This is a genomic window from Janibacter anophelis NBRC 107843, assembly GCF_001570945.1.
Taxonomy (GTDB): Bacteria; Actinomycetota; Actinomycetes; order Actinomycetales; family Dermatophilaceae; genus Janibacter; species Janibacter anophelis.
In genome coordinates this window covers 30,912-56,765 of sequence record NZ_BCSQ01000002.1, presented here as the reverse complement: position 1 = coordinate 56,765, position 25,854 = coordinate 30,912, and the positions used below count along the sequence as shown (strand labels likewise).

Sequence of the window (25,854 nt, the reverse complement as noted above, 5' to 3'; positions counted from 1 at the left end):
GTGCGAGCCCGCCCGGCGTGTCTTGACGGCGAGCGCGGACACTCGCCAGGAGGTACTCGTGAACCGCAGTGGTCCCAGCGCACCCACGTATCCCTTCACCGCCCTCGTGGGCGCGGACGAGCTGACCACCGCCCTGGTGCTGAGCGCCATCTCCCCGGAGATCGGCGGGGTCCTCGTGCGCGGTGAGAAGGGCACGGCCAAGTCGACCGCGGTGCGCGCGCTCGCCGCGGTCCTGCCCGAGCAGCGGGTGGCGAGCGGCTGCCGCTTCGGCTGCGACCCCGACCGGTCCGAGGACTGCCCGGACCGTCCCCACGAGGACGCCCCGACGACCCGACCGGCCCGGCTCGTCGAGCTGCCCGTCGGCGCCACCGAGGACCGCGTCGTCGGCTCCCTCGACCTGCGCCGCGCGCTCGGTGACGGCGAGGCCGCCTACCAGCCGGGCCTGCTGGCGGATGCCCACCGCGGCATCCTCTACGTCGATGAGGTCAACCTGCTGCACGACCACCTCGTCGACGTGCTGCTCGACGCCGCGGCCATGGGGCGCAACACCGTCGAGCGCGACGGCGTCTCCATCTCGCACCCGGCCCGCATCACCCTCGTCGGCACGATGAACCCCGAGGAGGGCGAGCTGCGCCCGCAGCTGCTCGACCGTTTCGGACTGACGGTGCACGTCGCCGCGAGCCGCGACCCGCACGTGCGCGCCGAGGTCGTGCGGCGCCGCCTCGAGGCCGACCTCGACCCGGCCGGGTTCGCCGCCCGCTACGCCGGGTCCGAGGCCGAGCTCACCACTCGCCTGGCGGCGGCCCGTGAGGCCGTGCTGCGCATCCGGCTCGACGACCGGACCCTGCGCACCATCGCCCGTGTGTGCGCCGGGTTCGACGTCGACGGGATGCGCGCCGACATCGTCACCGCGCGCACCGCCGTCGCGCACGCCGCGTGGCAGGGCCGGGACGAGGTGACCCGTGCGGACATCCGCGCCGCGGCGCTGCTGGCGCTGCCGCACCGGCGCCGTCGTGCCCCCTTCGACGCGCCGGGCCTGGACGAGGAGCTGCTCGACCGCCTGCTCGACGAGGAGCCCGAGGACGACCCGCCGGGCGGCGATGACGACGGTGCCCCGGACCGCGCGCCGGACGACGCGGACACCGGCGCCCCGGCGGACGCCCCCGAGAGCGACCCCTCGGACGCGGGGCCCGAGGCCGGCCCGTCCGCCCCCTCCGGCCGTGACTCGTCCGGTGACTCATCGGAACGGCCGTCCCCCGCCGAGGGCCCGGAGCAGTCGACTGACGCACAGGGTGAGTCACGGCCGGAGGCACTCGAGAGCCCCGCACCCGGCGCGTCCACGTCGGACACGACCGACCCCACCGGCACCGTCGCCGCGGGCACCCCCTACCGGGCCCGACGGCTCGAGCTGACCGGCGTCGGAGCTGGTCCGAGCGGCCGCCGCTCCCCCGCGCTCACGCCCCGCGGGCGGGTCGTCGGCACCCACCCGGCCGGCCACGAGCCCGCCGGCGCTCCGGTGCACCTGACCGCCACCCTTCGTGCCTCCGCGGCCCGCCGCGCCGGACGCACCGGGCCCACGCGGGTGACCGGCGACGACCTGCGCCACGCGATCACCCGCGGCCGGGAGGCCAACCTCGTCCTGCTCGCGGTCGACGCCTCCGGGTCGATGGCCGCCCGCAAGCGGATGGGCGAGGTCAAGACCGCGGTCCTCTCGCTCCTGCTCGACGCCTACCAGCGGCGTGACCGGGTGGGTCTGGTGACCTTCCGCGGCGCCGGGGCCGAGCTGGCGCTGCCGCCCACCTCGTCCGTCGACGCCGCAGCCGCACGCCTGGCCGAGATGCCGCACGGAGGCCGCACCCCCCTCGCCGAGGGCCTGACCGAGATCGCGAAGGTCGTTGCGCGAGAACGCATCCGCGACCGCAACCAGCGCGCCCTGGTCGTGCTCGTCACCGACGGCCGGGCGACCGCCGGCACCGACGCGCTCGCCCGGGCCCAGCGCATCGCCGACGCGTGGGGCCACACCGCAGACACCGTGGTCGTCGACTGCGAGGCGGGCCGGTTCCGCATGGGGCTGGCCGCCGACCTCGCCCACCGCATGGGCGCCGAGCACATCCCGCTCGAGCAGGTCGCCGCGAGCGGCCTCGTCGAGATCGTCACCGACCGCACCCGCCCGCGAAGGAGCGCCGCCTGATGGCCCAGGGACAGACCCCGATCACCCCGCAGGACGGCCTGACCACCCGGCAACGACGCAACCGCCCCCTCGTCGTCGTCCACGGGGGCACCGGCAAGGGCAAGTCGACCGCCGCCTTCGGCCTGGCGCTGCGCGGCTGGAACCAGGGCTGGCCCATCGGCGTCTTCCAGTTCGTCAAGTCCGCCAAGTGGCGCATCGGCGAGGAGGAGGTCTTCAAGACCCTCGGCCGCGTCCACGAGGAGACCGGCGAAGGGGGTCCCGTCGAGTGGCACAAGATGGGCTCCGGATGGTCGTGGTCGCGCAAGGCCGGCAGCGACGAGGACCACGCCGTCGACGCCCGAGAGGGCTGGGCCGAGATCAAGCGGCGCCTCGCCGACGAGACCCACACGGTCTACGTGCTCGACGAGTTCACCTACGTCATGAAGTGGGGCTGGGTCGAGCTCGACGACGTCATCGACACCCTCACCGGACGGCCCGGGTACCAGCACGTCATCATCACCGGCCGGGACCCGCACCCCCGCCTGCTGGAGATCGCCGACGTCGCGACCGAGATGACGAAGATCAAGCACCCCTTCGACCAGGGGCAGAAGGGCCAGAAGGGCATCGAATGGTGACCCTCCCCCGGGTCCTCGTCGCCGCACCCGCCTCGGGACACGGCAAGACGACGATCGCCGTGGGGATCATGGCGGCGCTCGCCCGCCGTGGCCTGACCGTCGCGCCGGCCAAGGTCGGCCCGGACTACATCGACCCCGGCTACCACGCCCTGGCGACCGGGCGTCCGAGCCGCACCCTCGACCCCTTCCTCGTCGGCGAAGGGAGCATCGCTCCCCTCCTCGCCCGCGGCGCCACCCATCCCGCACCCGCGGACGTCGCGGTGCTCGAGGGCGTCATGGGTCTGCTGGACGGACGGCTCGGCGCGGACGGCTTCGCCTCCAGCGCGCACGTCGCGACCCTGACCCGCACGCCCGTCGTGCTCGTCGTCGACATCAGCTCCACCTCGCGCACCGTCGCCGCCACCGTGCACGGCCTGGCGACGATCGACCCGGCGCTCGACGTCGTCGGCGTCGTCCTCAACAAGGCGGGCACCCCCCGGCACGGCGACGAGGCCAGGCGAGCGGTCGAAGGCGTCGGCGTCCCCGTCTGGGGTGTCCTGCCCCGGGACGCCGCCATGCACGTGCCCTCCCGTCACCTCGGCCTCGTCCCCGCCGCCGAGCGCGGCGAGGCCGCCGCGACCCTCGACCACATCGCGGCCGTCGCCGAGGAGCACCTCGACCTCGACGCACTCCTGCGTGCGGCACACACCGCGCCCGACCTCGACGCACGGCCATGGGATCCGGCCGCTGCGCTCGCCCCCACGGCCACGGTCCCTGAGGTGCGAGGCCGCCCGGCCACGCTCCCTGAGGAGGTCGTGGAGCGACCGTCTCGAAGGGAGTCCCCCGTCGTCGCTGTCGCCGGCGGCCGGGCCTTCACCTTCCGCTACCCCGAGACCGTCGAGCTGCTCGAGGCCGCGGGGGCGCAGGTCGCGGAGTTCGACCCGGCCCGCGACGACGCCCTGCCCGAGGGCACCAGCGCGCTCTACCTCGGCGGCGGCTTCCCCGAGGTGCACGCCCGGGTCCTCACGACCAACCGTCCACTCGTCGAGCAGATCCGGGCCGCCGTCGCCGACGGCATGCCGACCGTCGCCGAGTGCGCCGGCATGCTCTACCTCGCGCAGACCCTCGACGACCACCCGATGATCGGCGCGCTGCCCGCCCGCGCCGCGATGGGCCGCCGCCTCACCCTCGGCTACCGCGACGCCACCTCCCTCACCGACTCGATCATCGGCCCCGCCGGCACCCGCGTCACCGGCCACGAGTTCCACCGCACCACGACCGACCCGCCCTCCGGCACCCCCGCCGCCTGGGACCTGGGCGGCCGCTCCGAAGGCTTCGCCCTCGACCCCGCCGGCACCGGCCGCGCCACGCTCGTCGCGTCGTACCTGCACACCCACTGGGCCGGGTCGCCTTCCGTGGCGGTCTCGTTTGTCGAGGCCGCTGGTTTGTGGCGCTCGCGCACAGACCCGCGTGGTTCCGACGTCCGCGGGCGGAGTGAGATGCCGAGTTCCGACGTCCGCGGATCGGAACGGGCGCCCCTAGGGGCTTCGCACGTGCACCAAGACCCGTCCCATCCCTCACGTTCCTCCTCGCAACCGGCTCAGCCCTTGAGTCGGGGCACCCGCACCCGATCCGTGTCCTTGCCTTCGTCGGCGGCTTGGTCTTCGCGACCGGCCGCGACGACGCCGGTCGACCTTCTTCGGCATCACGGCGACGCCGAGGTGTCGGATGACCTCGTGGACCTGGCTGTCAACGTGCGGCTGACTCAACCCCCTTCGTGGCTGGCGGGGGCTCTGGTCGACGAGCTCTCGCGGGTGGCCGCTTATCCCGATGCGACTGCGGCGCGGGACGCGCTGGCTGCTCGGCACGGGCTGGCGCGGGAGCAGGTGCTGCCGACGAGCGGGGGGGCCGAGGCGTTCACGCTGCTGGCCCGGGCGCTGACGCCGCGGGATGCGGTGGTCGTGCACCCGCAGTTCACCGAACCCGAGGCGGCGCTTCGCGCCGCGGGGCACGAGGTGCGCAGGGTGCTGCTGCGAGCCGAGGACGGCTTCGGCCTCACCGAGGCGGCGGTCGACGAGATCGGCGACGCCGACCTGGTGGTCATCGGCAACCCGACCAACCCGACCGGGGTGCTCCACCCCGCGTCGACCCTGCGGGCGCTGACGCGGCCGGGACGAGTCCTGCTCGTCGACGAGGCCTTCATCGACGCGGTGCCCGGGGAGCGGGAGTCGCTGCTGCCCGGCGACCTGACGGGCATCCTCGTCGTGCGCTCCCTCACCAAGACCTGGGCCGTCGCGGGCATCCGCGCCGGCTACCTCGCCGGTGACCGCGACGTCGTCGCCACCCTCGCCGCCCACCAGCCGCACTGGTCCGTCGGCTCCCTCGCCCTGCGCGTCATGACCGAGACGGCGACCCCGCAGGCCCTCACCGAGGCCGAGCGGGCGGCCGAGGAGACCGGCCGCTGGCGCGCCCACCTGCTCGCGGGGCTGCACGACCTGGCCGTCCCCACGGGGGGCGAGGACGCCCCCTTCGTCCTCGCGCAGGTGGGTGACGGTGCCCACGAGAGCCTGCGCAGCGCCGGCTGGGCCGTGCGCCGGGGCGATACTTTTCCCGGACTCGACCGCACCTGGGTGCGCATCGCCGTCCGCGACCCGCACACCATCGACGGGCTCCTGCGCGAGCTCGGTCACACCCTGCAGCACCGGAGGACCGCATGACCGACGCCACCACCCCACCCACCACCGGGCACGTCCTCCTCGTCGGCGGCGGCCCCGGCGACCCCGGTCTGCTGACCCTCGCCGGCCGAGACGCCCTCGCCGTGGCCGATGTCGTCGTCACCGACCGTCTCGCCCCCATCGCCGCGATCGCCGAGCACGCCCCGCGGGCCGAGGTGATCCACGTCGGCAAGATCCCGCGCGGCGAGTTCACCCCGCAGGAGCGCATCAACGAGCTGCTCGTCGAGCACGCCCGTGCCGGCCGGGTCGTCGTGCGGCTCAAGGGCGGCGACGGATACCTCTTCGGCCGCGGGGGTGAGGAGTGGCAGCACTGCGTCGCTGCCGGTGTGCCCGTCGAGGCGATCCCCGGTGTCTCGTCCGCCTTTTCGGTCCCCGCCCTCGCCGGCATCCCCGTCACGCACCGCGGACTCTCCCAAGGCGTCGCGGTCGTCTCCGGGCACGTCGCCCCCGACGACCCGCGCAGCGAGGTCGACTGGGCCGCGCTGGCGACCTCGCGCCTGACGATCGTCGTGCTCATGGGCGTGGCCACGCTCGGCTCCATCGCCGAGACCCTCATCGCCGCCGGCCTGTCGGCCGACACCCCCGCCGCCTGCATCGCCGACGGGGCCAGCCCCCAGCAGCGCTCGGTCCGGGCCCCCTTGTCGCAGATCGCGGTCGAGGCGGACGCGGGCGGCTTCGCTCCCCCCGCCATCACCGTCATCGGCGAGGTCGTCGACGCGCTCGAGCCCCCTTCGGCGGCCGCCGGATGAGCCTCGGCGAGGGACTGCGGCTGGCGACGGGCACCTTCACCCGCAGCCCGAGCGGGCAGGTGACGATCACGCCCGCCACCGCGCGGTCGGCGCTGCTCCTCGCGCCCCTCGCCGTCGTCCCCCTCGCGCTGCAGGTCCTCCTCGTCTGCCTGACGGTCGAAGTGGGCGTGCCACCGCTCGTCGCCGCGGCCGCCGCCCTCGGCGTCCTCGCGTACGGCACCCGTGCCATGCACCTCGACGGGCTCGCCGACACCGTCGACGGGCTCGGCGCCGGCTGGACCAGGGAGCGAGCGCTCCAGGTCATGCGCAGCGGCGACGTCGGCCCGATGGGCGTCGCCGCCCTCGTCCTCGTCCTCCTCGTACAGGCAGCGGCGATCGCGACGCTCCTGTCCTACGGATGGTGGGGCGCCCCCATCATCAGCGCCGCCGTCATCGCCTCGCGGGCGGCAGCGGCCGTCGTGTGCGCCACGGGACACCCCCCGTCTGAGGGGTCGCGACTCGGCGCCGCCTTCGTCGGGAGCGTGCACCCGGTCACGGCGTTGCTGCTCACGCTCACCGTGACAGCCGTGCTCGTCCTGTCGGTGTGGCCCGTGGTCCTCGCCCACCGCGACGACCCGGACCTGTGGGCCGTCGTCCGGATCGTGGCCGCCGCCGCTGCCGCTGCTCCACTGGGGCTGTGGGCCGCGATCGTCTTGCGCGCCAAGGCTGCTCGGACCTTCGGCGGGGTCAGCGGCGACGTCATCGGCGCCGGGGTCGAGATCGCCCTGACCGTCATCCTCGTGACGCTCACCCTGGGGTGGTGACCGTGCGCATCCTCGTCACCGGCGGTGTCCGCTCCGGCAAGTCCCGGCACGCGGAGTCCCTGCTCCTGCCGCCCCACCTGTCCACCGGCACGGCGGTCACCTACATCGCCTCGGGACCGCAGCGGGACGACGCGGACTGGGCCGCACGCGTCGCAGCGCACCGTGGGCGACGACCGGCTGCCTGGACGACGATCGAGTCCACCGACGCCGCAGCAGCCCTGCTCACCTCGCCCGGGCCCGTGCTGCTCGACTGCCTGGGCACCTGGTTGACCGCACAGCTCGACGAGCTCGCCGCATGGGAGGCCCCCGAGAGCGACTGGGGCCCCGACCTGGACGAGCGGATCGACGCCCTCGAGACCGCATGGCGCACCGCCTGCCACGTCGTCGCGGTGACCAACGAGGTCGGGTGGGGGGTCGTGCCCGCACACCGGTCGGGACGGATCTTCGCCGACCGCCTCGGGTTGCTCAACCAGCGCATCGCCGCGGCTGCGGACCGGGTCGACCTCGTCGTCGCCGGGCAGGTGCTGACGGTCAAGGGCGAGGCGTGAGGCCCTCCCCCGGGACCGCCCGGCTCGATCCGGTGGCCGTCGGGCTCGTCCTCGGATGGCTCGCCGACCGGGCGTTGGGCGACCCGCGACGTGCCCATCCGGTCGCGCTCTTCGGCACCTGGGCCGGGTGGGTCGAGTCCCACACCCACCGCGACTCCCGCAGCGCCGGAGTCGTCACCGAGGCCATCACCCTGGCCCCCGTGCTCGCCCTCGGCCTGACCGCGCAGCGCCTCCCTGCGCCCGCATGCGCCGCCGCGACCACGGCTCTCACCTGGGCTGCCCTCGGTGGCACGAGCCTGGGCCGCGAGGGCACCGCGGTGCACGACCTGCTCGCAACCGGCGACCTGCCGGGGGCACGGCGCCGGGTGCGCAACCTCGTCGGTCGGATCACCGACGACCTCGGCCCCGACGACGTCGCCCGCGCGGCCGTCGAGTCGGTGGCGGAGAACTCGTCCGACGCGGTCGTCGGCACCCTCGTGTGGGGTGCGTTGATCGGCCCCACCGGGATCGTCCTGCACCGCGCGGTCAACACGCTCGACGCGATGCACGGGCACCGCTCGACCCGCTACGCCCGGTTCGGCTGGGCTGCCGCACGCCTCGACGACGTGCTCGGCTGGCTCCCCGCCCGCGTGACCGTGCTCGCCACCAGCGCGGCTTCACCCCGACGCGCCGTGGACGTGATGAGGACCGCGGTGCGCGATGGCCGCGCGCACCCCAGCCCGAACGCAGGACCGGTCGAGGCAGGCTTCGCCGCGGCGCTCGACGTCCGGCTCGGTGGCCGGACCGTCTACGCCAGCGGGGCGGAGGACAGGGCGGTCCTCGGGTCCGGGCGTGCGCCCGTCACGTCCGACCTACCGCGCGCGGTCGCCCTCGCCGATCGTGTCGGCGTGATCACGGTGGCCGGCGCGCTGCTCCTGCGCATCGCGCTGCGACGGACCTGAGTCACGCCGCGGGTCACGGCCGGAGCGCCCCGAGTGCCGTGATCCAGGCCGCGGCAGCGGCGGCGTCGGCCGCCTCCGCGACACCGGCGGCGCGCGGTGGGCGGGCCACGACGACGACGGGGACTCCCAGACGTCGCGCCGCGTCGAGCTTGGCCTCGGTGTACCGCCCGCCGGAGTCCTTGGTGAGCAGCACCCCGACGCCGTGCTCGCGCATCAGCGCCTCCTCGTCGGCGACGGCGAAGGGCCCGCGCGAGCGCAGCACGGTCCACGCCGCGGGCAGGGGCTCCTCCGGCGGCTCGACGAGGCGGACGAGTGCCGACCGGTGCCGCCACGCGTCGACGTGGTGGTGCAGGGTCTGCCGACCCGTCGTGACGAAGGGGGTACCGCCCACCTCGTCCGCCGCCTCCCGGGCCGCGACGTGCGAGTCCACCCAGGTCCACGAGGACGCATCGGGGTGGTCCGACCACCCGGGTCGCGCCAGCCGCAGCAACGGCAGCCCGAGCGACGAGCAGGCCTGTGCCGCATGGGCGCCCATCGTCGTGGCGAAGGGGTGGGTGGCGTCGACGACAGCCGTCACGTCGTGCTCGCGCAGCCACCGCGCGAGCCCATCCACTCCCCCGAAGCCTCCGATCCGCACGGGCCCCGCCGGCAACCGCGGCCGGGAGACCCGGCCCGCGAGCGACGAGGTGAGGGGTACCCCCGCCTCCACGAGGAGCGCGGCGAGGGAGCGTGCCTCGGCGGTGCCGCCGAGGACGAGGACGTGCGTCATGCGGGACAGCCTGTCACGCGCCGGACACCGATCCGCCTGTGCGCCTGCCGCGTGGGACGGTGGGGCATGACGTCTTCGCTACGAGCCGCCGCGCAGGTCCTGCTCGGTGCCTTCCTGGTCCTGGCCGGCACCGCGCACCTGAGCTTCGCCCGCACCGAGTTCCAGGCGCAGGTGCCGCCGTGGCTGCCGCTGGATGCCGACCTGGTGGTCGTCGTCTCTGGGGTCGTCGAGATCGTCTGTGGCGCCGCGCTGCTCATCTCGTGGCGCCATCCACGACGGGCACTGGTGGGGATCGCCGTGGCCCTGCTCTTCGTGGCGGTCCTGCCCGGCAACATCGCGCAGCTGACCGAGCGACGTGACGCCTTCGGCCTGACGAGCGACACCAGCCGGGCGGTGCGGCTGCTCTTCCAGCCCGTGCTCGTGCTCTGGGCGCTGTGGTGCACGGACGTCCTGCAGTGGTGGCGCACCCGCACGCGCCATCGCGACTGAGCGCCGCTCAGGCTGCCAGCCACCCGTCGACGATGCCCAGCACGTCGAGCAACTCGTGCGCCGTGCCGTCCGGCTCCACGTCGACCGTCACCTGCTGGTCGGCGGGGATGTCGCTGTGCGGCACCCAGATCGCGCGCATGCCGACCTCCTGCGATCCGAGCACGTCCTCGAAGAGGCGGTCTCCGACGTACACGGCGTGGGTCGGCGCGACACCGAGGGCGTCGCAGACGGCCTGGAAGGCCTCGCGGTGCGGCTTGACGACCTGGATCTCGGACGAGTACGCATCACCGTCGATGAGGTCGAGCACGCCGTCGCGATCGAAGATCTCGCGGTGGTACTCCCGGCTCCAGATCGTGTTGGACAGGACCCCGACCTTGAGCCCGCGCTCGCGCAGCCCCTCGAAGAGCGGCCGCACCTGCGGGTCGGTGTGGGTGTGCGGCTCCCAGAAGCGGCGGTACGCCGCCAGCGCAACATGGTGCCGGTCCTCACGCGGGTCGATCCCGGCCTCGCGCAGGATGTCGTCGAGGCGGGCGCTGGCCCGGTCCTCGAGCCGCCCACGACGCCACGCGCGGTCCTCCACCGCGAGGATCCGGTCGGCGAGCTCCTGGGCGCGGTCGAGGTCCTCCTGCGGCACGTCGTCGGACTCGATGGGGATCCCGTGCACCTCGCGGGCGAAGACCCGCCACTGCTGCCCCAGGTCGATCTCGTGCCACGGCGTGAGGGTGCCGCCCCAGTCGAAGACGACGGCCTCGACCGGACCGGCCTCGGGACGCTCGGTGACGGTCAGCGGGTGCTGCATCTCGTCGACACTCACGGAGAGGCCACCTCGGCGGTCACCGCGTCGACGGCCTCGGCCACGGGGACCTCGCGCCGGTCGCCGGAGCGCCGGTCCTTGATCTCGACGACGCCCTCGGCCAGGCCCTTGCCCACGACGAGGATCGTCGGCACGCCGATGAGCTCGGCGTCCTTGAACTTCACGCCCGGGCTCACCTTGCCGGCGCGGTCGTCGTAGAGGACGCTGACCCCCTTCGCTTCCAGCCGGGCGGACAGGTCCGCAGCCGTCGTGAAGATCTCGTCACTCTTGCCCGCGGCGACGACGTGCACGTCGAAGGGGGCGAGGGTGCGCGGCCAGACCAGGCCCGCCTCGTCGTGGTTGTCCTCGGCGACGACGCCGACGGCGCGGGTGACGCCGATGCCGTACGAGCCCATCGTCACCGTGACGAGCTTGCCGTTCTCGTCGAGGACCTTCAGCCCCAGCGCCTCGGCGTACTTGGTGCCGAGCTGGAAGATGTGACCCATCTCGACGCCGCGCGCGAGGGTGAGCGTGCCGTCCCCGGTCGGGCTGGGGTCGCCCTCGCGGATCTCCGCGGCCTGGATGGTGCCGTCGGCGGTGAAGTCGCGACCGTGGACGAGGTCGATGACGTGCTTGCCGTGCTCGTCGGCGCCGGTGACCCAGGCGGAACCCTCGGCGATGGAGGGGTCGAGCAGGTAGCGGATGCCCGAGGTGTTCTCCGACCCGAGCACCCCGGGCCCGATGTACCCCTTGGCCAGGCTCGGGTGGCTCGCGAAGTCCTTCTCCTCGAAGGCCTCGACCTCGGCCGGCGCGACCTGCGCCTCGAGCCGCTTGGCGTCGACCTCGCGGTCACCGGGGACACCGATGGCCAGGGGCTCGCGCCACGGCTCGTCGTGCTCCTCGTCGGCGGGGTGCACGAGCGTGACGATGACATTCTTCAGCGTGTCTGAGGCGCTCCACTCGCGGCCGTCGGTGCGCGGGTGGTCGGCGTTGAGCGCGGCCACGAGGGTCTCGATCGTCGGGGTGTCAGGGGTGTCCTCGACGTGCGCCGGGCCGGCGGTCACCTCGACGGGCGCGGCCTGCGGCACCTCGACGGCCTCGACATTGGCCGCGTAGCCGGAGGCGTCGCGCACGAAGGTGTCCTCGCCGTTGGGGCTGACGGCGAGGAACTCCTCGCTCGCGCTGCCGCCCATGGCGCCGGAGTCGGCGTGCACGATGACGTACTCGAAGCCGAGCCGGTCGAAGATCTTGATGTACGCGTCGCGGTGCGCGTCGTACGCCTTCTGCAGGCCGGTGTCGTCGATGTCGAAGGAGTAGCTGTCCTTCATGATGAACTCACGACCGCGCAGCACGCCGGCGCGCGGCCGGGCCTCGTCGCGGTACTTCGTCTGGATCTGGAAGAGCGTGAGCGGCAGGTCCTTGTACGAGGTGTACATGTCCTTGACCGCAAGGCAGAACATCTCCTCGTGCGTCGGGCCGAGGAGCATGTCGGCGTCCTTGCGGTCGACGAGGCGGAAGAGGTTGTCGCCGTACTCGGTCCAGCGGTTGGTCGCCTCGTAGGGCTCCTTGGGCAGCAGCGCCGGGAAGGACAGCTCCTGACCGCCGATGGCCTCCATCTCCTCGCGCACGATCGTCTCGACCTTGCGCAGCACGCGCAGACCGAGCGGCAGCCACGTGTAGACACCCGGTGCCGCGCGCCGTACGTACCCGGCCCGCACGAGCAGCTTGTGGCCCGGGAGCTCGGCGTCCGACGGATCCTCGCGGAGGGTGCGCAGGAAGAGGGACGACATGCGAGTGACCACGAACGGTGCTCCTGGTGGGGTCGAAGGGGGTGTGCCCCGTCAGGATATCCGCTCACCCATGAGCGCCACCCCGGCATTGCGAAGGGCCCGGGTCACGAGGCGCACCGCGGCGCGCTCGGCGCGGTCGGGCCTGGAGAGGGCCACGATCCACCGGGCGGCGAGCACCCCGGACAGGGGGACGAGGACGAGCTCGTCGGCCGTGCGGGTCGTGTAGCGCGGCAGCAGGGCCAGCCCCTCGCCGGAGGCGACGAGAGCGGCGACGAGCTGGTTGTCGCGGATGCGCAGCCGGCGGTGCAGCCCTCGCCCACAGTGCTCCTCGATGCGGTGGAGCACGGTGTCGAAGGGGTAGTCCTCGGGCACGCTGATCCACGTCTCGTCGATGACATCCCGTGGTCGCAGGACCTCGCGCCGGGCCAGGGGGTGGTCCGGCGGCACGGCCACGTCGAGCGGCTCCCGGGTGAGCACGGTGCTGCGCAGGCCCTCGCTCCCTGACGGGACCTCGCTCGTCAGCGAGTGGGCGACGACGATGTCGGCGTCCGCCGCCGCGCGGGCGTAGTCCTGCTCGGCGAGGTCCTGGTCGTCGATGCCCACCTCGACGGCCGAGTCGGCGAGCAGCGTGAGCGTCCCGGGCAGCAGGGCGGTCAGGCCGCTCGGTAGCCCGGCGATGCTCACCCGCCCGGTGGGGCGACCCCGGTGCTCGTCGAGCCGGGACTCGACCCGCGCGAGCGCGGCCGCCACCTCGTCGGCCCCGTCGGCGAGCAGCTCGCCGGCCTCGGTGAGCCGCAGCCCGCGCCCGTGCGGCTCGACGAGCGCGGTGCCCGCGACCCGCTGGGCGGTGCGCAGCTGCTGCGACAACGCCGAGGGCGTGCGGTGGGTCGCGGCCGCGACGGCCGCGAGGCTGCCCCGCTCGCGCAGGTCGCGCAGCAGCTCGAGGTGCCGGAGGTCCATGTAGGCAGCCTACTGACAGACATCATGATTCTTCGCTTGTCCTGCACGTTCCTCCGGCGCACCATCGAGGCGTGCCCATCCGTCACCGTCTCCTCGCCGTCGTCGTCGCCGTCCTCTGGGGCGCCAACTTCATCGCGATCCACGCCTCGCTCGAGGTCTTCCCGCCCTTCCTCTGCGCGGCGCTGCGCTTCCTGCTGCTGGCGGTCCCGACGGTGCTGCTCGTCCCCCGCCCGCAGGTGCCGACCCGCTGGCTCGTCGGCTACGGCATCGGGTTCGGCATCCTTCAGTTCGCCTTCCTCTACCTCGCCATGGACGTCGGCATGCCGGCCGGGCTCGCCTCGCTCGTCCTGCAGAGCTCGGCTCCCTTCACCGTCGTGCTGGGCGCCGTGCTGCTCGGCGAGCGCCTCTCGCCGCGAGCCGCAGCGGGCGTCGGCGTCGCCGCCCTGGGCATGGCGGTCGTCGGGTCCGAGCGGCTCGACGCCCAGGCCGGGCTCCTCCCCTTCGTCCTGACGCTGCTCGCCGGTCTCGGCTGGGCCTTCGGCAACCTGGCCTCACGCCTGGCGGCGGCACCGCGACCGCTGCACCTGACGATGTGGATGACCGTCATCCCCCCGCTCCCCCTGCTCCTGCTCTCGCTCCTCGTCGAGGGCCCCGAGCAGATCACCGCTGCCCTCGCCGACTCGTGGTCGGTCGCCGCGATCCCCGCCTGGCTCGGGCTGGCCTACACGACCCTGCTCGCCACCGTCCTCGGGTCGGGCATCTGGACCTGGCTCATGGCGCGCCACCCGTCGGGGACGGTCGCCCCCTTCTCCATGCTCGTCCCGGTGACCGGTCTGGCGCTGGCCTGGCTGGTGCTCGGGGAGACCCCGGCCCCGCTCGAGCTCCTCGGTGGCGTGCTCGTGGTCGGTGGGGTGCTCTGGGCGTCGCGGACCGTGCGTACGAAGGGGACTCCTGCTGCACGCCATGGCGACATCCGCCTCGAGGTGCACGAGGAGTCCCTCGAGCACACGCAGGTCAGTCCGGCGCGCTGACGACCTCACCCTCCTGCGGCACCCGGATCCCGTCGGCGAGGCGGAAGGCAAGCGGCACCCCCTGCGCCCGTCCCCACTCGATCGTGTCACTGACCTGCAGGTGGAGGTGTGGCTCGGTGGAGTTGCCGGAGTTGCCGCACTCCCCGAGCACGTGACCGGCAACCACGGTCTGCCCCACGCGCACCCTCACACTGCCCTGCCGCAGGTGGGCCAGCACGACGACGTGCTCGCCGACGCCGAGGACGACGTGGTTGCCCGCGAGCGCGTGGTGTCCCTCGCGCACCCGGCTCGCCTGGGTCAGGGCGTAGGGCAGCAGGGCGAAGGGAGATCTCCGCGCCTCGTGGTCCGGCTCGCCGTTGTGGACGCGCAGCACCTCGCCGGCCACCGGCGCCAGGAGCTCGGCACCGAAACCGACGAACCGCTCGGGAGGCTCGGTCGCGACCAGCGAGCGCCACCCCCGGCGCGCGCTGCGACCGCGCGGGTCGACGGCGACGAAGTCAATGGCGTGGCTCATCCCGAAGAGGGTCGTGCCGTGGCTCGGCACCCGCCGCGCCGGGCTCATCTCGGCGCGCCACCGCCCGCGGAAGGGCAGGTCGAGCACGACCGGCTCCATGTCAGCGCACCGCCTCCACGACCCGCGGCAGCACCTGGGCGGCCGGCCCGCGCACGTGGTGGTGGCACATGTCGCTGATCTCGGTGTCCGCCGGGTTGATCTCGATGACGGTCGCGCCCTCGGCCAGCGCCATCGCCGGGTAGCCGGCTGCCGGGTAGACGATGCCGGAGGTGCCGATGACGAGCACGACGTCGCCCGGCTCCAGTGCCTCGATGGCCCGCTCGGTGGCCTCGATGGCCGGGACCGGGAGCATCTCGCCGAACCACACGACGCCGGGACGGACCTCACCTTCGCACCGGGGGCAGGTGGGCGGGTCGATCCGCTCGACGGGCTCGGCGGGCAGCTCGACGTCGCCGGCGTAGGGGGTCGCGCACTCGCTGCAGCGCAGCTCGAAGAGCGAGCCGTGGAGGTGGGCCGCGACGGAGGAGCCGGCGCGCTCGTGGAGGTCGTCGACGTTCTGCGTCGCGATCGTCACCTCCCGCAGGTCGGCGAGCTCGGCGAGCGCCCGGTGACCGGCGTTGGGCTCGACGTCGCGCACGAGACGCATCCGCCACGCGTACCAGGCCCAGACGAAGGGAGGATCCAGCCGGAACGCCTCGGCCGTCGCCAGCTCGCTGGGGTCGAACTGCTCCCACAGCCCGGTCTGCGCGTCGCGGAAGGTCGGCACCCCCGACTCGGCGCTCATCCCGGCCCCCGACAACACGAGCACGCGGCGGGCACCACGGACCGCATCCGTCACGCTCTCGGGCACGGTGGTCGGTGTCTCGTCGGCGATGGTCAAGCGTCCTCCTGGGTCATGGGTTGCTCGTACAGGGCGCGGGTGCCACGGTTGCGGAAGCCGAGCCTCTCGTACAGGGACCGGGCGGGGTTGTCGCACCCGACGGCCAGCCAGACCTCCTGCGCGCCCCTGGCCTGCAGCGCGGTGAGGGACCGGGCGACGAGGTGGGCACCGAGGCGCCGGCCGCGCCACTCCGGCACGACGCCGACCTCCTCGATCCAGCCGTCGGAGAGGGTGACGAATCCGGCGACGTGACCGCGGCGGTCCATCGCGACGCGGGAGTCCTCGGGCTGGAACCCGCGCTGCTCCCGCAGCCACCGCCCCCAGGCGCGCGAGCTGCCCTCGTCGTACCCGGGCTGGTCGGCGAAGGACGCGGCATAGGCGTGGTGGAAGGCCTCGGACGTGTCGTCGGTGAAGGGCAACGTGACCACGTCCTCCGGCCGACGGACGAAGGGGATGTGCTTGAGCCCGTGGCGCATGACCGCCTCGGCGAAGACGCGGTGCAGGCCCAGCTCGGCGAAGAGCGTCTCGGCCTCGGGGCTGACCGAGTCGAGGACGAACCGGACCGGACCGACCGACTGGCCGACGACCCAGGCGGCGATCTCCCGCCCGATCCCCTGCCCCATCGCGGCGGGGTCGATCAGGCCGGTGGCCGTGCGGCCTCCGGCGGCGTCGAGGCCGAGGGCGGCCGCGGCGACGACGTCACCGAGCTCGTCCCGGCCGCAGATCGCCAGGTCGGTGAGGAGGGTGCTGCGCAGGTGGTCGCGGTCGGCGAGGTCGGGCAGCCCGCCGTCACGCTCGAGGCAGGCCGCACCGAGGCGGACGAGCGCATCGAGGTCGTCCTCCGTCGTCGGTGACCACTCGAGCGTGCCCACGCGCTCAACCCCGGGCTGCCCGCAGTGCAGTCCTGATGAGCGGCCACTGCAGGGGCAGCCGGGCGAGCGTCCCGGCGAAGAACCCGGCGGCCTGCGGCGTGCCCTTGCGCTGCGCACGGCGCCCGTGGTCGATGGTCATCTGCACGTTGGCGGGGAAGACACCGGCGAGGAGCGCGACGCTCGCCCACCCGGCGGCCGATCGGGTGACCGGCACGAGCAGCCCTGCGCCGCAGGCGATCTCGACAGCACCGGAGGCGAGGACGAGCTCTCGGGCACGGCCGCGCAGTGGCGCGGGGATGATCGGCTCGTAGACCTCGGGTCGCACGAGGTGCATGGCACCGGCGCCGATGAGGAGGACGGCCAGGCCGGTGGTGGGCAGGTCGGGTCGAGACACGGTGCTCCTGTCAGAGGATCTGGCGCAGGTTGACGCGGGAGAGGTCGAGCAGCTCGTCGCCACGACCGGACATCACGGTACGCAATGCGTAGAGGGTGAAGCCCTTGACCTGCTCCGCGGAGATCGCGGGTGGGATCGTCAGCTCCTGGCGCTCGGTGACGACGTCGACGAGCGCCGGGCCGTCGTGGGCGAAGGCCTCGCGCAGGGCGCCCTCGAGGTCGGCGGCCTCGCTGACTCGCCAGCCCCGGATGCCGCACGCCTGCGCGACCTGCGAGAAGTCCGGGTTGTCCAGGTCGGTGCCGAAGCCGGGCAGTCCGGCGGCCTTCATCTCCAGCTCGACGAAGTTGAGCGAGGAGTTGTTGAGCACGACGATCTTGATCGGCAGGTCGTGCTGGCGCACGGTGAGCAGCTCACCCATGAGCATCGCCAGTCCCCCGTCACCGCTGAGCGTGACGACCTGCCGGTCCGGCTGGGCCAGCTGGGCGCCGATGGCCTGCGGCACCGCATTGGCCATCGACCCGTGGATGAAGGAGCCGATGAGCCGCCGGTCTCCGCGGCACTCGAGGTAGCGCGCGGCGTAGACGACGGGCGATCCCACGTCGGGGATGAAGACGGCGTCGTCGGAGGCGATCTCGTCGACGAGCCGGGCCAGGTACTGGGGATGAATCGCCTGGTGCTTGCGCCGCAGGAGACCCTCCTTGGGCGGCTCGGCGAGCTCGTCGAGCTTGGCGCGGGTGCGCCCGTAGTGCTTGACCGACTCCTCGAGGTGCTTGCGGTCGCCGGACCGCTGCAGCAGCGGCAGCAGGGCGCGGATCGTCTCGCCGACGTCACCGACGAGGCCGAGGTCGAGCGGCACGCGACGCCCCAGGTGCTCACCGCGCAGGTCGACCTGGATGAAGCGCGCACCCTGCGGGTAGAACTGCCGGTACGGGAAGTCCGTGCCGAGCATGAGGACGGTCTCGGCCTCCTCCATGGCCCGGTACCCGGAGGCGAATCCCAGCAGGCCCGTGAGGCCGACGTCGAAGGGGTTGTCCCCCTCGATCTCCTGCTTGGAGCGAAGGGTGTGCACCACCGGTGCGGCGAGGGCGTCCGCGAGGGCGAGCACCTCCCCCTTCGCCCCGGCGGCGCCGGCACCGACGAGCAGGGTGGTGCGGCGTGACGAGCCGAGCATCTCCGCGGCCCGCTGCAGCTGGTCCTCGCTCGGCAGGACGCGCGCGCGGGCGCGCTCGACGACCGTCACCCGGTCGTCGCCGGCCTCGGCCTGGGCGACGTCACCGGGGACGACGAGCACGGCCACGCCCCGCTCCTGGATCGCCGCGCGCATCGCCGTCTCGAGCATGCGCGGCATCTGCGAGGCCTCGGAGACCATCTCGCAGTAGACGCTGCACTCCTGGAAGAGGTTCTGCGGGTGGGTCTCCTGGAAGTAGCCGCTGCCGATCTCGGCGCTGGGGATCTGCGCCGCGATCGCCAGGACCGGGACGCGGCTGCGCTGGGCGTCGAAGAGCCCGTTGATGAGGTGGAGGTTGCCGGGACCGCAGCTGCCGAGGACGACGGCGAGCTCACCGGTCAGCTCGGCATCGGCCGCGGCGGCGAAGGCCGCCGACTCCTCGTGGCGCACGAGGCGCCAGGTGATCGAGCCGTCCTTGCGCATGGCCTCGGTGAAGCCGTTGAGCGAGTCCCCGGGCACCCCGTAGGCGCGGGTGACCCCGTTGGCGCGCAGGCTGGCGATGACGTTGTCGGCGATCGTGCCCATGCTCTCTCCTGACGACGGGTGGAGCCGGTGCCCACCACGCTACCCCGCTCGGTGGAACCTCACCTGTCGCGTGACCGGCCCGGCTGGCAGAGTGGGGCGTACCCGATCGAGAGGACCGCATCCATGCGCGCCGTGTACGCCGAGAGCATCAACCGCGAGGACCCGCTGGCCGGTCTGGTCGTCGGGGAGCGTCCCGACCCCGTCGCGCCGGAGGGCTGGGCCCGGGTGAGCGTGCGGGCCGCGGCGCTGAACCACCACGACGTGTGGTCCCTGCGCGGACAGGGCCTGAAGGCCGACGCCCTGCCGATGATCCTCGGCTGCGACGCCGCCGGCGTCGACGAGGACGGCAACGAGGTCGTCATCCACGCGGTCATCAACGACCCGGCGTTCACCGGCGCCGACGAGACGACCGACCCCCGACGCTCGCTGCTCTCCGAGCGCTACCAGGGCACCTTCGCCGACACCGTGGTCGTCCCCCGCCGCAACCTCGTGCCCAAGCCCGAGGGCCTGAGCATGGTCGAGGCGGCCTGCCTGCCGACGGCCTGGCTGACCGCCTACCGGATGCTCTTCGTCCGCGGTGGCCTGCGCCCCGGGGAGAGCGTGCTCGTGCAGGGCGTCGGTGGTGGCGTCTCGACGGCGCTCATCACCCTGGCCCGCGCCGCGGGGCTGCGCGTCTACGCCACGACGCGCCACGAGGACAAGCGCGACCGCGCCCTCGAGATCGGCGCCCACGAGGTCTTCGCCTCCGGCGAGCGGCTGCCGGTCAAGGTCGACGCCGTCATGGAGACCGTGGGCCGGGCGACGTGGGAGCACTCAGTCCGCTCCCTGCGGCCCGGTGGCCGGATCGTCATCTCCGGTACGACGAGCGGCCCTCAGGTCGACGACGCCATGCTCACCCACGTCTTCTTCCTCCAGCTGAGCGTCATCGGGTCGACGATGGGCACCCGCGACGAGCTCGACCAGCTCGTCCAGCTGCTCCGGTCGACCGGCGCGCGCCCGCTCGTGCACGCCGAGATGCCGCTGGAGCAGGCACGCGACGGCTTCGCCCAGATGATCGAGGGCGAGCACGTGGGCAAGATCGTCTTCACCCTCTGAGCGCCCTCAGAAGAGGATCGTCGAAAAGGTCCCGACGCGCTCCATCCCGATGCGGCGATAGGTCGCCAGGGCCGGGGCGTTGTAGTCGTTGACGTAGAGCGTCGCGAGCGGCGCATGGTCGAGCATCGCCTGCTCGAGGGCGGTGGCCATGAGGCTCGCGGCCAGACCTCGACCCCGCAGCCGCGGCGTGAGCCACACCCCCTGGATCTGGCACGCGCCGAGGGCGACCGAGCCGACGTCGGCCTTGAAGATCACCTCACCGCCCTCGATGACGACGTAGGTGCGGCCGGCGGCGATGAGGCGTCGGATGGAGTCGCGGTAGAACGCGGGGCTACCGGTGTAGGGCCGGTAACCGATCTCCTGGGTGAACATGTGCTCGGCCGCGGGCAGGACGAGGTCGACCTCGTCGAGGGCGGCCGGACGCACCCGCGGGTCGAGCGTGATTCCCCGTCGCGACGGGGGCACGGCAGTCGACAGCAGGGGCTGCTCGGCGCGGATCGCGCGCGGGGGCGGGAAGTCGGGGCCAGCGGACTGCCACAGTCCGCGCACCTCGTCCCGTGGGCCGAGGAAGGAGGCGGAGCGCCGGCGCACCTTGCGCACCTGGGCCGCGAGCGGGGCCCAGCTGGCCGGGGTGGTCTCGACCGGGACGACGTTGGCGATGGTCCACACGAGCGACTCCAACCGCCCGTCCTCGAACCAGCCGTACGCGGCAGTCGAGCCCGCACCCAGGCCGCCGTCGAGGATGCGGCTGGCGACGAAGACGTGCGCCGCAGGGTCACGCGCGCACAGGTCCAGGGCGGCGTCGACGTCGTCGATCCCCAGGAGCCTCGTCGGGTGGCGGGTGCGCAACACCCCGTCAGCCTAGTGACGGGCGGCCGCGCCGGGCGCCGAAGGGGGTCACCCCCTTCGTCCCTCGTCCGCGCCCACCGGGTGGGCCGGGTAGGTCAGCCGACCGTGACGGTCGCGCCGGAGTCCTCGCCGTCGATCGGCTCGCCCATCTCCTCGGCGATCCGCATGGCCTCCTCGATGAGGGTCTCGACGATCTTGGACTCGGGCACGGTCTTGATGACCTCACCCTTGACGAAGATCTGCCCCTTGCCGTTGCCGGAGGCGACACCCAGGTCGGCCTCGCGGGCCTCCCCGGGGCCGTTGACGACGCAGCCCATGACCGCGACGCGCAGCGGGACGGTCATGCCCTCGAGGCCGGCCGTCACCTCGTCGGCGAGCTTGTAGACGTCGACCTGCGCGCGACCGCAGCTGGGGCAGGAGACGATCTCGAGCTTGCGCGGACGCAGGCCGAGGGACTGCAGGATCTGCTGGCCGACCTTGATCTCCTCGACGGGCGGGGCCGAGAGCGAGACGCGGATGGTGTCGCCGATGCCCTTGGACAGCAGGGCACCGAAGGCGGTGGCCGACTTGATCGTGCCCTGGAAGGCGGGCCCGGCCTCGGTGACACCGAGGTGCAGCGGCCAGTCGCCGGCCTCGGCGAGCAGCTCGTAGGCGCGCACCATGGTCACCGGGTCGTTGTGCTTGACCGAGATCTTGAAGTCGTGGAAGTCGTGCTCCTCGAAGAGGCTCGCCTCCCAGACCGCGGACTCGACGAGGGCCTCGGGGGTGGCCTTGCCGTACTTCTCGAGCAGGCGCTTGTCGAGGCTGCCGGCGTTGACGCCGATACGGATCGAGGTGCCGTGGTCCTTGGCCGCCTTGGCGATCTCCTTCACCTGGTCGTCGAACTTGCGGATGTTGCCCGGGTTGACGCGCACGGCGGCGCAGCCGGCCTCGATCGCCTGGAAGACGTACTTCGGCTGGAAGTGGATGTCGGCGATGACCGGGATCTGGCTGTGCTGGGCGATCTCGGCGAGGGCGTCGGCGTCGTCCTGGCTCGGGCAGGCCACGCGCACGATGTCGCAGCCGGCGGCGGTCAGCTCGGCGATCTGCTGGAGGGTGGTGTTGACGTCCGAGGTCAGCGTCGTCGTCATCGACTGCACCGAGATCGGCGACTCGCTGCCGACACCGACCGAGCCGACCTTGATCTGGCGGGTGGGACGACGGGGCGCGAGCACCGGGGCCGGGGCCTTGGGCATTCCGAGGGAGACGCTCATGCCCTCCATTATGCGTCCCGGATGCTGGATGTCCGCTGGACCCCTCAGGTGAGCCGCACCGGCTTGACGATGTCGGCGTAGACGAGCAGCAGGGTCATGCCGATGAAGGCCACCGCCACGACGTAGGCGAGCGGCATCGCCTTGGCGACGTCGACCGGGCCGGGGTCGGGCAGGCCGCGCACCTTGGCCCAGCCCTTCTTGACCGCCTCCCACAGGGCGCCGGCGACGTGCCCGCCGTCGAGCGGCAGCAGCGGGATCGTGTTGAAGGCGAAGAGCACGAGGTTGAGCGAACCCATGAGGCTGAGCAGCAGGATCGCCTTGTCGCTCGTGTCACCGAAGACGTCGGAGCTGGCGACCTCACCAGCGACGCGGCCGACGCCGACGACCGACATCGGGCCGTTGGGGTCGCGCTCGGCGCTGCCGAAGGCGGCCTCCGCGACGCCGACGAGCTTCTGCGGGATCTTCACGAGCAGGCCGTAGGTGTCGGCCAGGGCGTCGCCGAAGAGACCCGGCACGGCCGTGATGGGCTGCTGCTCGACCTCACGGCTGCCGCTGGCCCCGAGGAACCCGGCCCGTTCGGTGACGAGCTCGCCGCTCGCGTCGCGCTCGACCTGGCCGTCGTCGGTGTAGACGGGCATGTCGAGGACGATCGGGTCGGCGGTGAGGGTGCGGGTCGCCCCGTCGCGCTCGACCTGCATCGTCAGGGGCTCGTCGAGGTTGTCGCGGATCGCGGTGCGCACATCGGTCCACGTCGTCACGGGGGCGCCGTTGATGGCGGTGATCGTGTCGCCGGGCTTCAGACCCGCGGCATTGGCCGGGGCGACCGGCATGTCGTCGGTGCACTCGGTGGCGGCCTGCTGGCCCATCTGCTTGATGTCGACGCACTCGTTGACCGACGAGATCGTCGGGGTCGTGACGGTGATGCCGTGCAGCGTGAAGATGCCGGTGAAGAGCACGAGGGCGATGAGCAGGTTCATCACCGGTCCGCCGAGCATGACGACGATCCGCTTCCAGATCGGCAGCTGGTAGAACATCCGCCCGTCGTCGCCGGGCTGGACCTCCTCGAGCGCCTGCTGGCGGGTCTCCTCGATCAGCTGGCTCATCCGGCCCGTGCTCGAGCTGCGCATCGTGCCCTCGGCCTGGTCCTTGGCCGGGGGGAACATCCCGATCATCCGGATGTAGCCGCCCAGGGGGATCGCCTTGACGCCGTACTCGGTCTCACCGCGCCGGCGCGACCAGATCGTCGGGCCGAAGCCGACCATGTACTGCGGCACCCGTACGCCGAAGCGCTTGGCGGGGACCAGGTGGCCGATCTCGTGCAGCGCGATGGACAGCCCGATGCCGAGCACCGCGAGCAGGACCCCCAGGACGTAGAGCATGGATCCATCGTCTCACGCGCACCGGTGGCCTCCGGGGCACGAGCAGGGCGAAGGGGGGTCACCCCCGCAGGATCGACCGCGCCTCGTCGCGCGCCCAGGCATCGGCGGCGAGCACCCCGTCGACCGAGTGCGCGTCGAAGGCCGCGTCGTCGTGGCGGTCGACGACCGCGGCGATCGTGTCGACGATGTCGGTGAACCGGCAGGCGCCCTCGTGGAAGGCGTCGACGCCCACCTCGTTGGCCGCGTTGTAGACCGCGGGGTGGGTCCCGCCCGCCGCGCCGACCTGCTGCGCCAGGCGCACCGCGGGGAAGGCCTCGTCGTCGAGCGGCTCGAATCGCCAGTCCTGCGCCTGCGTCCAGTCGACCGGCGTCTCGACGTCGGTGAGCCGCTCGGGCCACGACAGCCCGAGCGCGATGGGCGCGAGCATCGTCGGCAGCCCGAGCTGCGCGATGACCGCGCCGTCGTGGAACTCGACCATCGAGTGGATGATCTGCTGCGGGTGCACGACGGCGTCGATGCGCTCCATCGGCACGTCGAAGAGCAGGTGCGCCTCGATGAGCTCCAGCCCCTTGTTGACCAGGGTCGCCGAGTTGGTCGTGATGACCCGCCCCATGGCGAAGTTGGGGTGCTTGAGCGCCTGCGCGGGAGTCACGTCACGCAGCGCCTCCCGGCCCATCCCGCGGAAGGGCCCGCCGCTCGCGGTGACGACGAGCCGGCGCACCTCCTCGGCCCGACCGGCGAGCAGTGCCTGCGCGATCGCGGAGTGCTCGGAGTCGACGGGCACGATCTGCTCCGGTGCCGCGAGGTCCTTGACGATCGGGCCGCCGATGATCAGCGACTCCTTGTTGGCCAGGGCGAGCCGGGCACCGGAGCGCAGCGCGGCCAGGGTCGGGCGCAGCCCGATCGCCCCGGTGATGCCGTTGAGCACGACGTCGGTCGGCGCCGCGGCCGCCTCGGTCGCGGCCTCCTCCCCCACGACGACCTCGGGGGCGTACCCGGTGACCCCGGCGGCGTCCGCCGCGGCGGCGATGGCCGCGGTCAGCTCCTCGCGGGTGCCGGTCGCGGCCGCCACGAGCGAAGGGAGATGACGCGCGGCCTGCTCGGCGAGCAGCGCGATGTTGGCTCCTCCGGAGAGCACCTCCACCTCGAAGCGGTCCGGGTGGGCCTCGATGACCTGCAGGCCCTGGGTGCCGATCGACCCGGTCGACCCGAGGAGCGTGACGCGGGTGCTCATGCGTCGGCCCCGCGCCGGCTGTCGGCGATCGCCTCACGGCGGGCCAGCCGGTTGGCCCGACGGATCTCCGCCTCGCGGAAGCGGCGCTGCTCCTCGGGGGTCTCGATCGCCAGCTCGGGGACGGGACGGGTCCCCCCTTCGGCATCGACGGCGACGAAGACCAGGTAGGCGCTCGCGACGTGGACGCGGTCGATCACGGCGTCCCAGCGGTCGACCTCGGCCCGCACGCCGACCTCCATCGACGAGGTACCGGCCCAGTTGACCTGGGCGCTCACGTGGAGCACGTCCCCGACCCGCACGGGGTTGAGGAAGGCCATCTCGTCCATCGCCGCGGTCACGGCCGGGCCCTGCGCGAAGCGGTTGGCCGAGACGCCGGCCGTGTCGTCGACCATCTTCATGATGTTGCCGCCGTGGACGTTGCCCAGGAGGTTGGCCTCGGCCTGGGACATGACCCGGGAGAGCGTGATGCGGGTGTCGGTGGGTGTCGTCACCGGGCCATCATGTCAGCGTGACCGATGCACTCATGTGGGGCGCTCTCGCCGCCTCGTCGCTGCTCGTCGGCGCGCTGCTCGGCGTCGCACGTCGCTGGCCGGGGCGGCTCGTCGGGCTCGTGCTCGCCTTCGGCGCGGGCGCGCTCATCGCCTCCGTGGCCTTCGAACTCGCCGAGGAGGGACTGCAGGCGGGCGGCCCGGTCCCGGTCGCCGTCGGCATCGCCCTGGGAGCCGTCGCCTTCGCCGGCGGCAACCTCGCGATCCAGTCGCTCGGCGCCCGGCGGCACCGCGGCCACCCGGAGCGGGAGGAGGGCGGCGGCACGGGGCTGGCCTTCGGTGCCTTCCTCGACGGCATCCCCGAGCAGGCCGTGCTCGGCATCGGGCTCGCCTCGGGCGGCGGGGTGAGCGTCGCGCTGCTCGTCGCGGTGTGGATCTCCAACCTGCCCGAGGCGATCGGCTCCGCCGCCGACATGCGAGGTGAGCGCAGCCGGCGGGCGATCCTGCTGCTCTGGGCCGGGGTCAGCGGGGTCTGCGCGCTCGCGACCCTCGGCGGCTACGCGCTCGCCGATGTGTCCGGCGAGACGGGCGCGAGCGTCATCAACGGCTTCGCCGCGGGCGCGCTGCTCGTCATGCTCGTCGACGAGATGATCCCGGAGGCGCGGTCCAAGGCGGGCGCGGCCGCCGGGCTCGCCACGGTCGTCGGCTTCGCCCTCGCGGCCGGCCTGTCCAAGCTCACCTGACTCTGCAT

Annotated in this window: 25 protein-coding genes; 11 read left to right on the top strand and 14 right to left on the bottom strand. The window is 73.3% G+C overall.

Annotated features, from left to right (window positions below):
• The first annotated feature begins 58 nt into the window (after nucleotides 1-58).
• The 7 genes from JAN01S_RS01030 to cbiB are packed head-to-tail and all read left to right on the top strand — an operon-like array spanning nucleotide 59 to nucleotide 8,560.
• Nucleotides 59-2,191 (top strand): magnesium chelatase subunit D family protein, encoded by a 2,133-nt coding sequence (locus JAN01S_RS01030; protein WP_068312301.1) that lies wholly within the window; start codon nucleotides 59-61, stop codon nucleotides 2,189-2,191.
• Nucleotides 2,191-2,805 carry a cob(I)yrinic acid a,c-diamide adenosyltransferase gene (gene cobO, locus JAN01S_RS01025; RefSeq protein WP_068312298.1) on the top strand — a complete coding sequence of 205 codons (615 nt, stop codon included), beginning with the start codon at nucleotides 2,191-2,193 and terminating at the stop codon, nucleotides 2,803-2,805. Before JAN01S_RS01030 ends, cobO begins: the two co-directional genes overlap by 1 nt.
• Complete coding sequence (locus tag JAN01S_RS01020) at nucleotides 2,799-5,501, top strand: cobyrinic acid a,c-diamide synthase CobB (RefSeq protein WP_084359888.1); 2,703 nt, start codon at nucleotides 2,799-2,801, stop codon at nucleotides 5,499-5,501. The genes cobO and JAN01S_RS01020 overlap by 7 nt, the downstream gene beginning before the upstream one ends.
• Nucleotides 5,498-6,268, top strand: a complete 771-nt coding sequence (gene cobA / locus JAN01S_RS01015; RefSeq protein ID WP_068312295.1) for a uroporphyrinogen-III C-methyltransferase — start codon at nucleotides 5,498-5,500, stop codon at nucleotides 6,266-6,268. The genes JAN01S_RS01020 and cobA overlap by 4 nt, the downstream gene beginning before the upstream one ends.
• A complete protein-coding gene (locus tag JAN01S_RS01010) occupies nucleotides 6,265-7,071 on the top strand; it encodes an adenosylcobinamide-GDP ribazoletransferase (RefSeq protein ID WP_084359887.1) in 807 nt (268 codons plus the stop codon). Before cobA ends, JAN01S_RS01010 begins: the two co-directional genes overlap by 4 nt.
• On the top strand, nucleotides 7,068-7,619 hold the full coding sequence (locus JAN01S_RS01005; RefSeq protein WP_244884696.1) for a bifunctional adenosylcobinamide kinase/adenosylcobinamide-phosphate guanylyltransferase: 552 nt from the start codon (nucleotides 7,068-7,070) through the stop codon (nucleotides 7,617-7,619). The genes JAN01S_RS01010 and JAN01S_RS01005 overlap by 4 nt, the downstream gene beginning before the upstream one ends.
• Entirely contained in the window at nucleotides 7,616-8,560 is a 945-nt protein-coding gene (gene cbiB / locus JAN01S_RS01000; protein WP_068312292.1) for an adenosylcobinamide-phosphate synthase CbiB, read from the top strand. Before JAN01S_RS01005 ends, cbiB begins: the two co-directional genes overlap by 4 nt.
• 13 nt (nucleotides 8,561-8,573) lie before the next feature.
• Here the strand turns inward: cbiB and JAN01S_RS00995 are convergent, their stop codons facing one another.
• Nucleotides 8,574-9,329, bottom strand: a complete 756-nt coding sequence (locus tag JAN01S_RS00995; RefSeq protein WP_068312289.1) for a cobalt-precorrin-6A reductase — start codon at nucleotides 9,327-9,329, stop codon at nucleotides 8,574-8,576.
• Nucleotides 9,330-9,395: 66 nt separating this feature from the next.
• On the opposite strand from JAN01S_RS00995, the gene JAN01S_RS00990 reads away from it, so the two are divergent.
• Nucleotides 9,396-9,818: a DoxX family protein gene (locus JAN01S_RS00990; RefSeq protein ID WP_068312286.1), complete on the top strand. Its 423-nt coding sequence runs from the start codon at nucleotides 9,396-9,398 to the stop codon at nucleotides 9,816-9,818.
• Nucleotides 9,819-9,825: 7 nt separating this feature from the next.
• Here the strand turns inward: JAN01S_RS00990 and JAN01S_RS00985 are convergent, their stop codons facing one another.
• Genes JAN01S_RS00985 through JAN01S_RS00975 form a run of 3 tightly spaced genes read right to left on the bottom strand, consistent with a single transcriptional unit; the run spans nucleotide 9,826 to nucleotide 13,361 of the window.
• Nucleotides 9,826-10,632, bottom strand: a complete 807-nt coding sequence (locus JAN01S_RS00985; protein WP_084359884.1) for an HAD family hydrolase — start codon at nucleotides 10,630-10,632, stop codon at nucleotides 9,826-9,828.
• A complete protein-coding gene (locus JAN01S_RS00980) occupies nucleotides 10,629-12,401 on the bottom strand; it encodes a proline--tRNA ligase (protein WP_068312283.1) in 1,773 nt (590 codons plus the stop codon). The genes JAN01S_RS00985 and JAN01S_RS00980 overlap by 4 nt, the downstream gene beginning before the upstream one ends.
• A gap of 51 nt (nucleotides 12,402-12,452) precedes the next feature.
• Nucleotides 12,453-13,361: a LysR family transcriptional regulator gene (locus JAN01S_RS00975; RefSeq protein WP_068312281.1), complete on the bottom strand. Its 909-nt coding sequence runs from the start codon at nucleotides 13,359-13,361 to the stop codon at nucleotides 12,453-12,455.
• 71 nt (nucleotides 13,362-13,432) lie between these two features.
• Here JAN01S_RS00975 and JAN01S_RS00970 point away from each other — a divergent pair, with 71 nt between their 5' ends.
• The gene (locus JAN01S_RS00970) at nucleotides 13,433-14,392 is read left to right on the top strand and encodes an EamA family transporter (RefSeq protein WP_068312278.1); all 960 of its coding nucleotides are present in this window, start codon (nucleotides 13,433-13,435) and stop codon (nucleotides 14,390-14,392) included.
• Here JAN01S_RS00970 and JAN01S_RS00965 read toward each other — a convergent pair.
• From JAN01S_RS00965 to poxB, 5 genes are read right to left on the bottom strand one after another with little or no spacing between them, the layout of a single operon-like run.
• Entirely contained in the window at nucleotides 14,376-15,005 is a 630-nt protein-coding gene (locus tag JAN01S_RS00965) for a M23 family metallopeptidase (protein ID WP_068312275.1), read from the bottom strand. The two genes, JAN01S_RS00970 and JAN01S_RS00965, sit on opposite strands and share 17 nt — an antisense overlap.
• Nucleotide 15,006: 1 nt before the next feature.
• Nucleotides 15,007-15,786, bottom strand: a complete 780-nt coding sequence (locus JAN01S_RS00960) for an SIR2 family NAD-dependent protein deacylase (RefSeq protein ID WP_068312272.1) — start codon at nucleotides 15,784-15,786, stop codon at nucleotides 15,007-15,009.
• Nucleotides 15,783-16,658 carry a GNAT family N-acetyltransferase gene (locus JAN01S_RS00955; protein WP_068312269.1) on the bottom strand — a complete coding sequence of 292 codons (876 nt, stop codon included), beginning with the start codon at nucleotides 16,656-16,658 and terminating at the stop codon, nucleotides 15,783-15,785. Before JAN01S_RS00955 ends, JAN01S_RS00960 begins: the two co-directional genes overlap by 4 nt.
• Before the next feature lie 4 nt (nucleotides 16,659-16,662).
• The gene (locus JAN01S_RS00950) at nucleotides 16,663-17,052 is read right to left on the bottom strand and encodes a DoxX family protein (RefSeq protein WP_068312266.1); all 390 of its coding nucleotides are present in this window, start codon (nucleotides 17,050-17,052) and stop codon (nucleotides 16,663-16,665) included.
• 10 nt (nucleotides 17,053-17,062) lie between these two features.
• A complete protein-coding gene (poxB, locus tag JAN01S_RS00945) occupies nucleotides 17,063-18,805 on the bottom strand; it encodes a ubiquinone-dependent pyruvate dehydrogenase (protein ID WP_068312262.1) in 1,743 nt (580 codons plus the stop codon).
• Between the two features lie 123 nt (nucleotides 18,806-18,928).
• On the opposite strand from poxB, the gene JAN01S_RS00940 reads away from it, so the two are divergent.
• Nucleotides 18,929-19,900, top strand: a complete 972-nt coding sequence (locus JAN01S_RS00940) for a zinc-binding dehydrogenase (protein ID WP_068312259.1) — start codon at nucleotides 18,929-18,931, stop codon at nucleotides 19,898-19,900.
• A gap of 6 nt (nucleotides 19,901-19,906) precedes the next feature.
• Here the strand turns inward: JAN01S_RS00940 and JAN01S_RS00935 are convergent, their stop codons facing one another.
• The 5 genes from JAN01S_RS00935 to JAN01S_RS00915 form a co-directional block, all read right to left on the bottom strand.
• On the bottom strand, nucleotides 19,907-20,752 hold the full coding sequence (locus JAN01S_RS00935; RefSeq protein WP_068312256.1) for a GNAT family N-acetyltransferase: 846 nt from the start codon (nucleotides 20,750-20,752) through the stop codon (nucleotides 19,907-19,909).
• 92 nt (nucleotides 20,753-20,844) lie between these two features.
• Complete coding sequence (ispG, locus tag JAN01S_RS00930; protein WP_068312422.1) at nucleotides 20,845-22,002, bottom strand: flavodoxin-dependent (E)-4-hydroxy-3-methylbut-2-enyl-diphosphate synthase; 1,158 nt, start codon at nucleotides 22,000-22,002, stop codon at nucleotides 20,845-20,847.
• 44 nt (nucleotides 22,003-22,046) lie between these two features.
• Nucleotides 22,047-23,381, bottom strand: a complete 1,335-nt coding sequence (locus JAN01S_RS00925) for a M50 family metallopeptidase (protein WP_068312253.1) — start codon at nucleotides 23,379-23,381, stop codon at nucleotides 22,047-22,049.
• Nucleotides 23,382-23,439: 58 nt separating this feature from the next.
• Nucleotides 23,440-24,615 (bottom strand): 1-deoxy-D-xylulose-5-phosphate reductoisomerase, encoded by a 1,176-nt coding sequence (dxr, locus tag JAN01S_RS00920; protein ID WP_068312251.1) that lies wholly within the window; start codon nucleotides 24,613-24,615, stop codon nucleotides 23,440-23,442.
• On the bottom strand, nucleotides 24,612-25,106 hold the full coding sequence (locus JAN01S_RS00915) for an acyl-CoA thioesterase (protein WP_217999980.1): 495 nt from the start codon (nucleotides 25,104-25,106) through the stop codon (nucleotides 24,612-24,614). The genes dxr and JAN01S_RS00915 overlap by 4 nt, the downstream gene beginning before the upstream one ends.
• A gap of 17 nt (nucleotides 25,107-25,123) precedes the next feature.
• Between JAN01S_RS00915 and JAN01S_RS00910 the strand changes: the two genes are divergently transcribed.
• The gene (locus JAN01S_RS00910; RefSeq protein WP_157075541.1) at nucleotides 25,124-25,846 is read left to right on the top strand and encodes a ZIP family metal transporter; all 723 of its coding nucleotides are present in this window, start codon (nucleotides 25,124-25,126) and stop codon (nucleotides 25,844-25,846) included.
• Nucleotides 25,847-25,854: the final 8 nt, after the last annotated feature.

Bases quoted from the DNA above. Each gene is read 5' to 3' on its own strand.
- cobO (WP_068312298.1), top strand. From the start codon at position 2,191: ATGGCCCAGGGACAGACCCCGATCACCCCGCAGGACGGCCTGACCACC.
- JAN01S_RS01020 (WP_084359888.1), top strand. From the start codon at position 2,799: ATGGTGACCCTCCCCCGGGTCCTCGTCGCCGCACCCGCCTCGGGACAC.
- cobA (WP_068312295.1), top strand. From the start codon at position 5,498: ATGACCGACGCCACCACCCCACCCACCACCGGGCACGTCCTCCTCGTC.
- JAN01S_RS01010 (WP_084359887.1), top strand. From the start codon at position 6,265: ATGAGCCTCGGCGAGGGACTGCGGCTGGCGACGGGCACCTTCACCCGC.
- JAN01S_RS00995 (WP_068312289.1), bottom strand. From the start codon at position 9,329: ATGACGCACGTCCTCGTCCTCGGCGGCACCGCCGAGGCACGCTCCCTC.
- JAN01S_RS00990 (WP_068312286.1), top strand. From the start codon at position 9,396: ATGACGTCTTCGCTACGAGCCGCCGCGCAGGTCCTGCTCGGTGCCTTC.
- JAN01S_RS00980 (WP_068312283.1), bottom strand. From the start codon at position 12,401: ATGTCGTCCCTCTTCCTGCGCACCCTCCGCGAGGATCCGTCGGACGCC.
- JAN01S_RS00975 (WP_068312281.1), bottom strand. From the start codon at position 13,361: ATGGACCTCCGGCACCTCGAGCTGCTGCGCGACCTGCGCGAGCGGGGC.
- JAN01S_RS00965 (WP_068312275.1), bottom strand. From the start codon at position 15,005: ATGGAGCCGGTCGTGCTCGACCTGCCCTTCCGCGGGCGGTGGCGCGCC.
- poxB (WP_068312262.1), bottom strand. From the start codon at position 18,805: ATGGGCACGATCGCCGACAACGTCATCGCCAGCCTGCGCGCCAACGGG.
- JAN01S_RS00940 (WP_068312259.1), top strand. From the start codon at position 18,929: ATGCGCGCCGTGTACGCCGAGAGCATCAACCGCGAGGACCCGCTGGCC.
- ispG (WP_068312422.1), bottom strand. From the start codon at position 22,002: ATGAGCGTCTCCCTCGGAATGCCCAAGGCCCCGGCCCCGGTGCTCGCG.
- JAN01S_RS00925 (WP_068312253.1), bottom strand. From the start codon at position 23,381: ATGCTCTACGTCCTGGGGGTCCTGCTCGCGGTGCTCGGCATCGGGCTG.
- dxr (WP_068312251.1), bottom strand. From the start codon at position 24,615: ATGAGCACCCGCGTCACGCTCCTCGGGTCGACCGGGTCGATCGGCACC.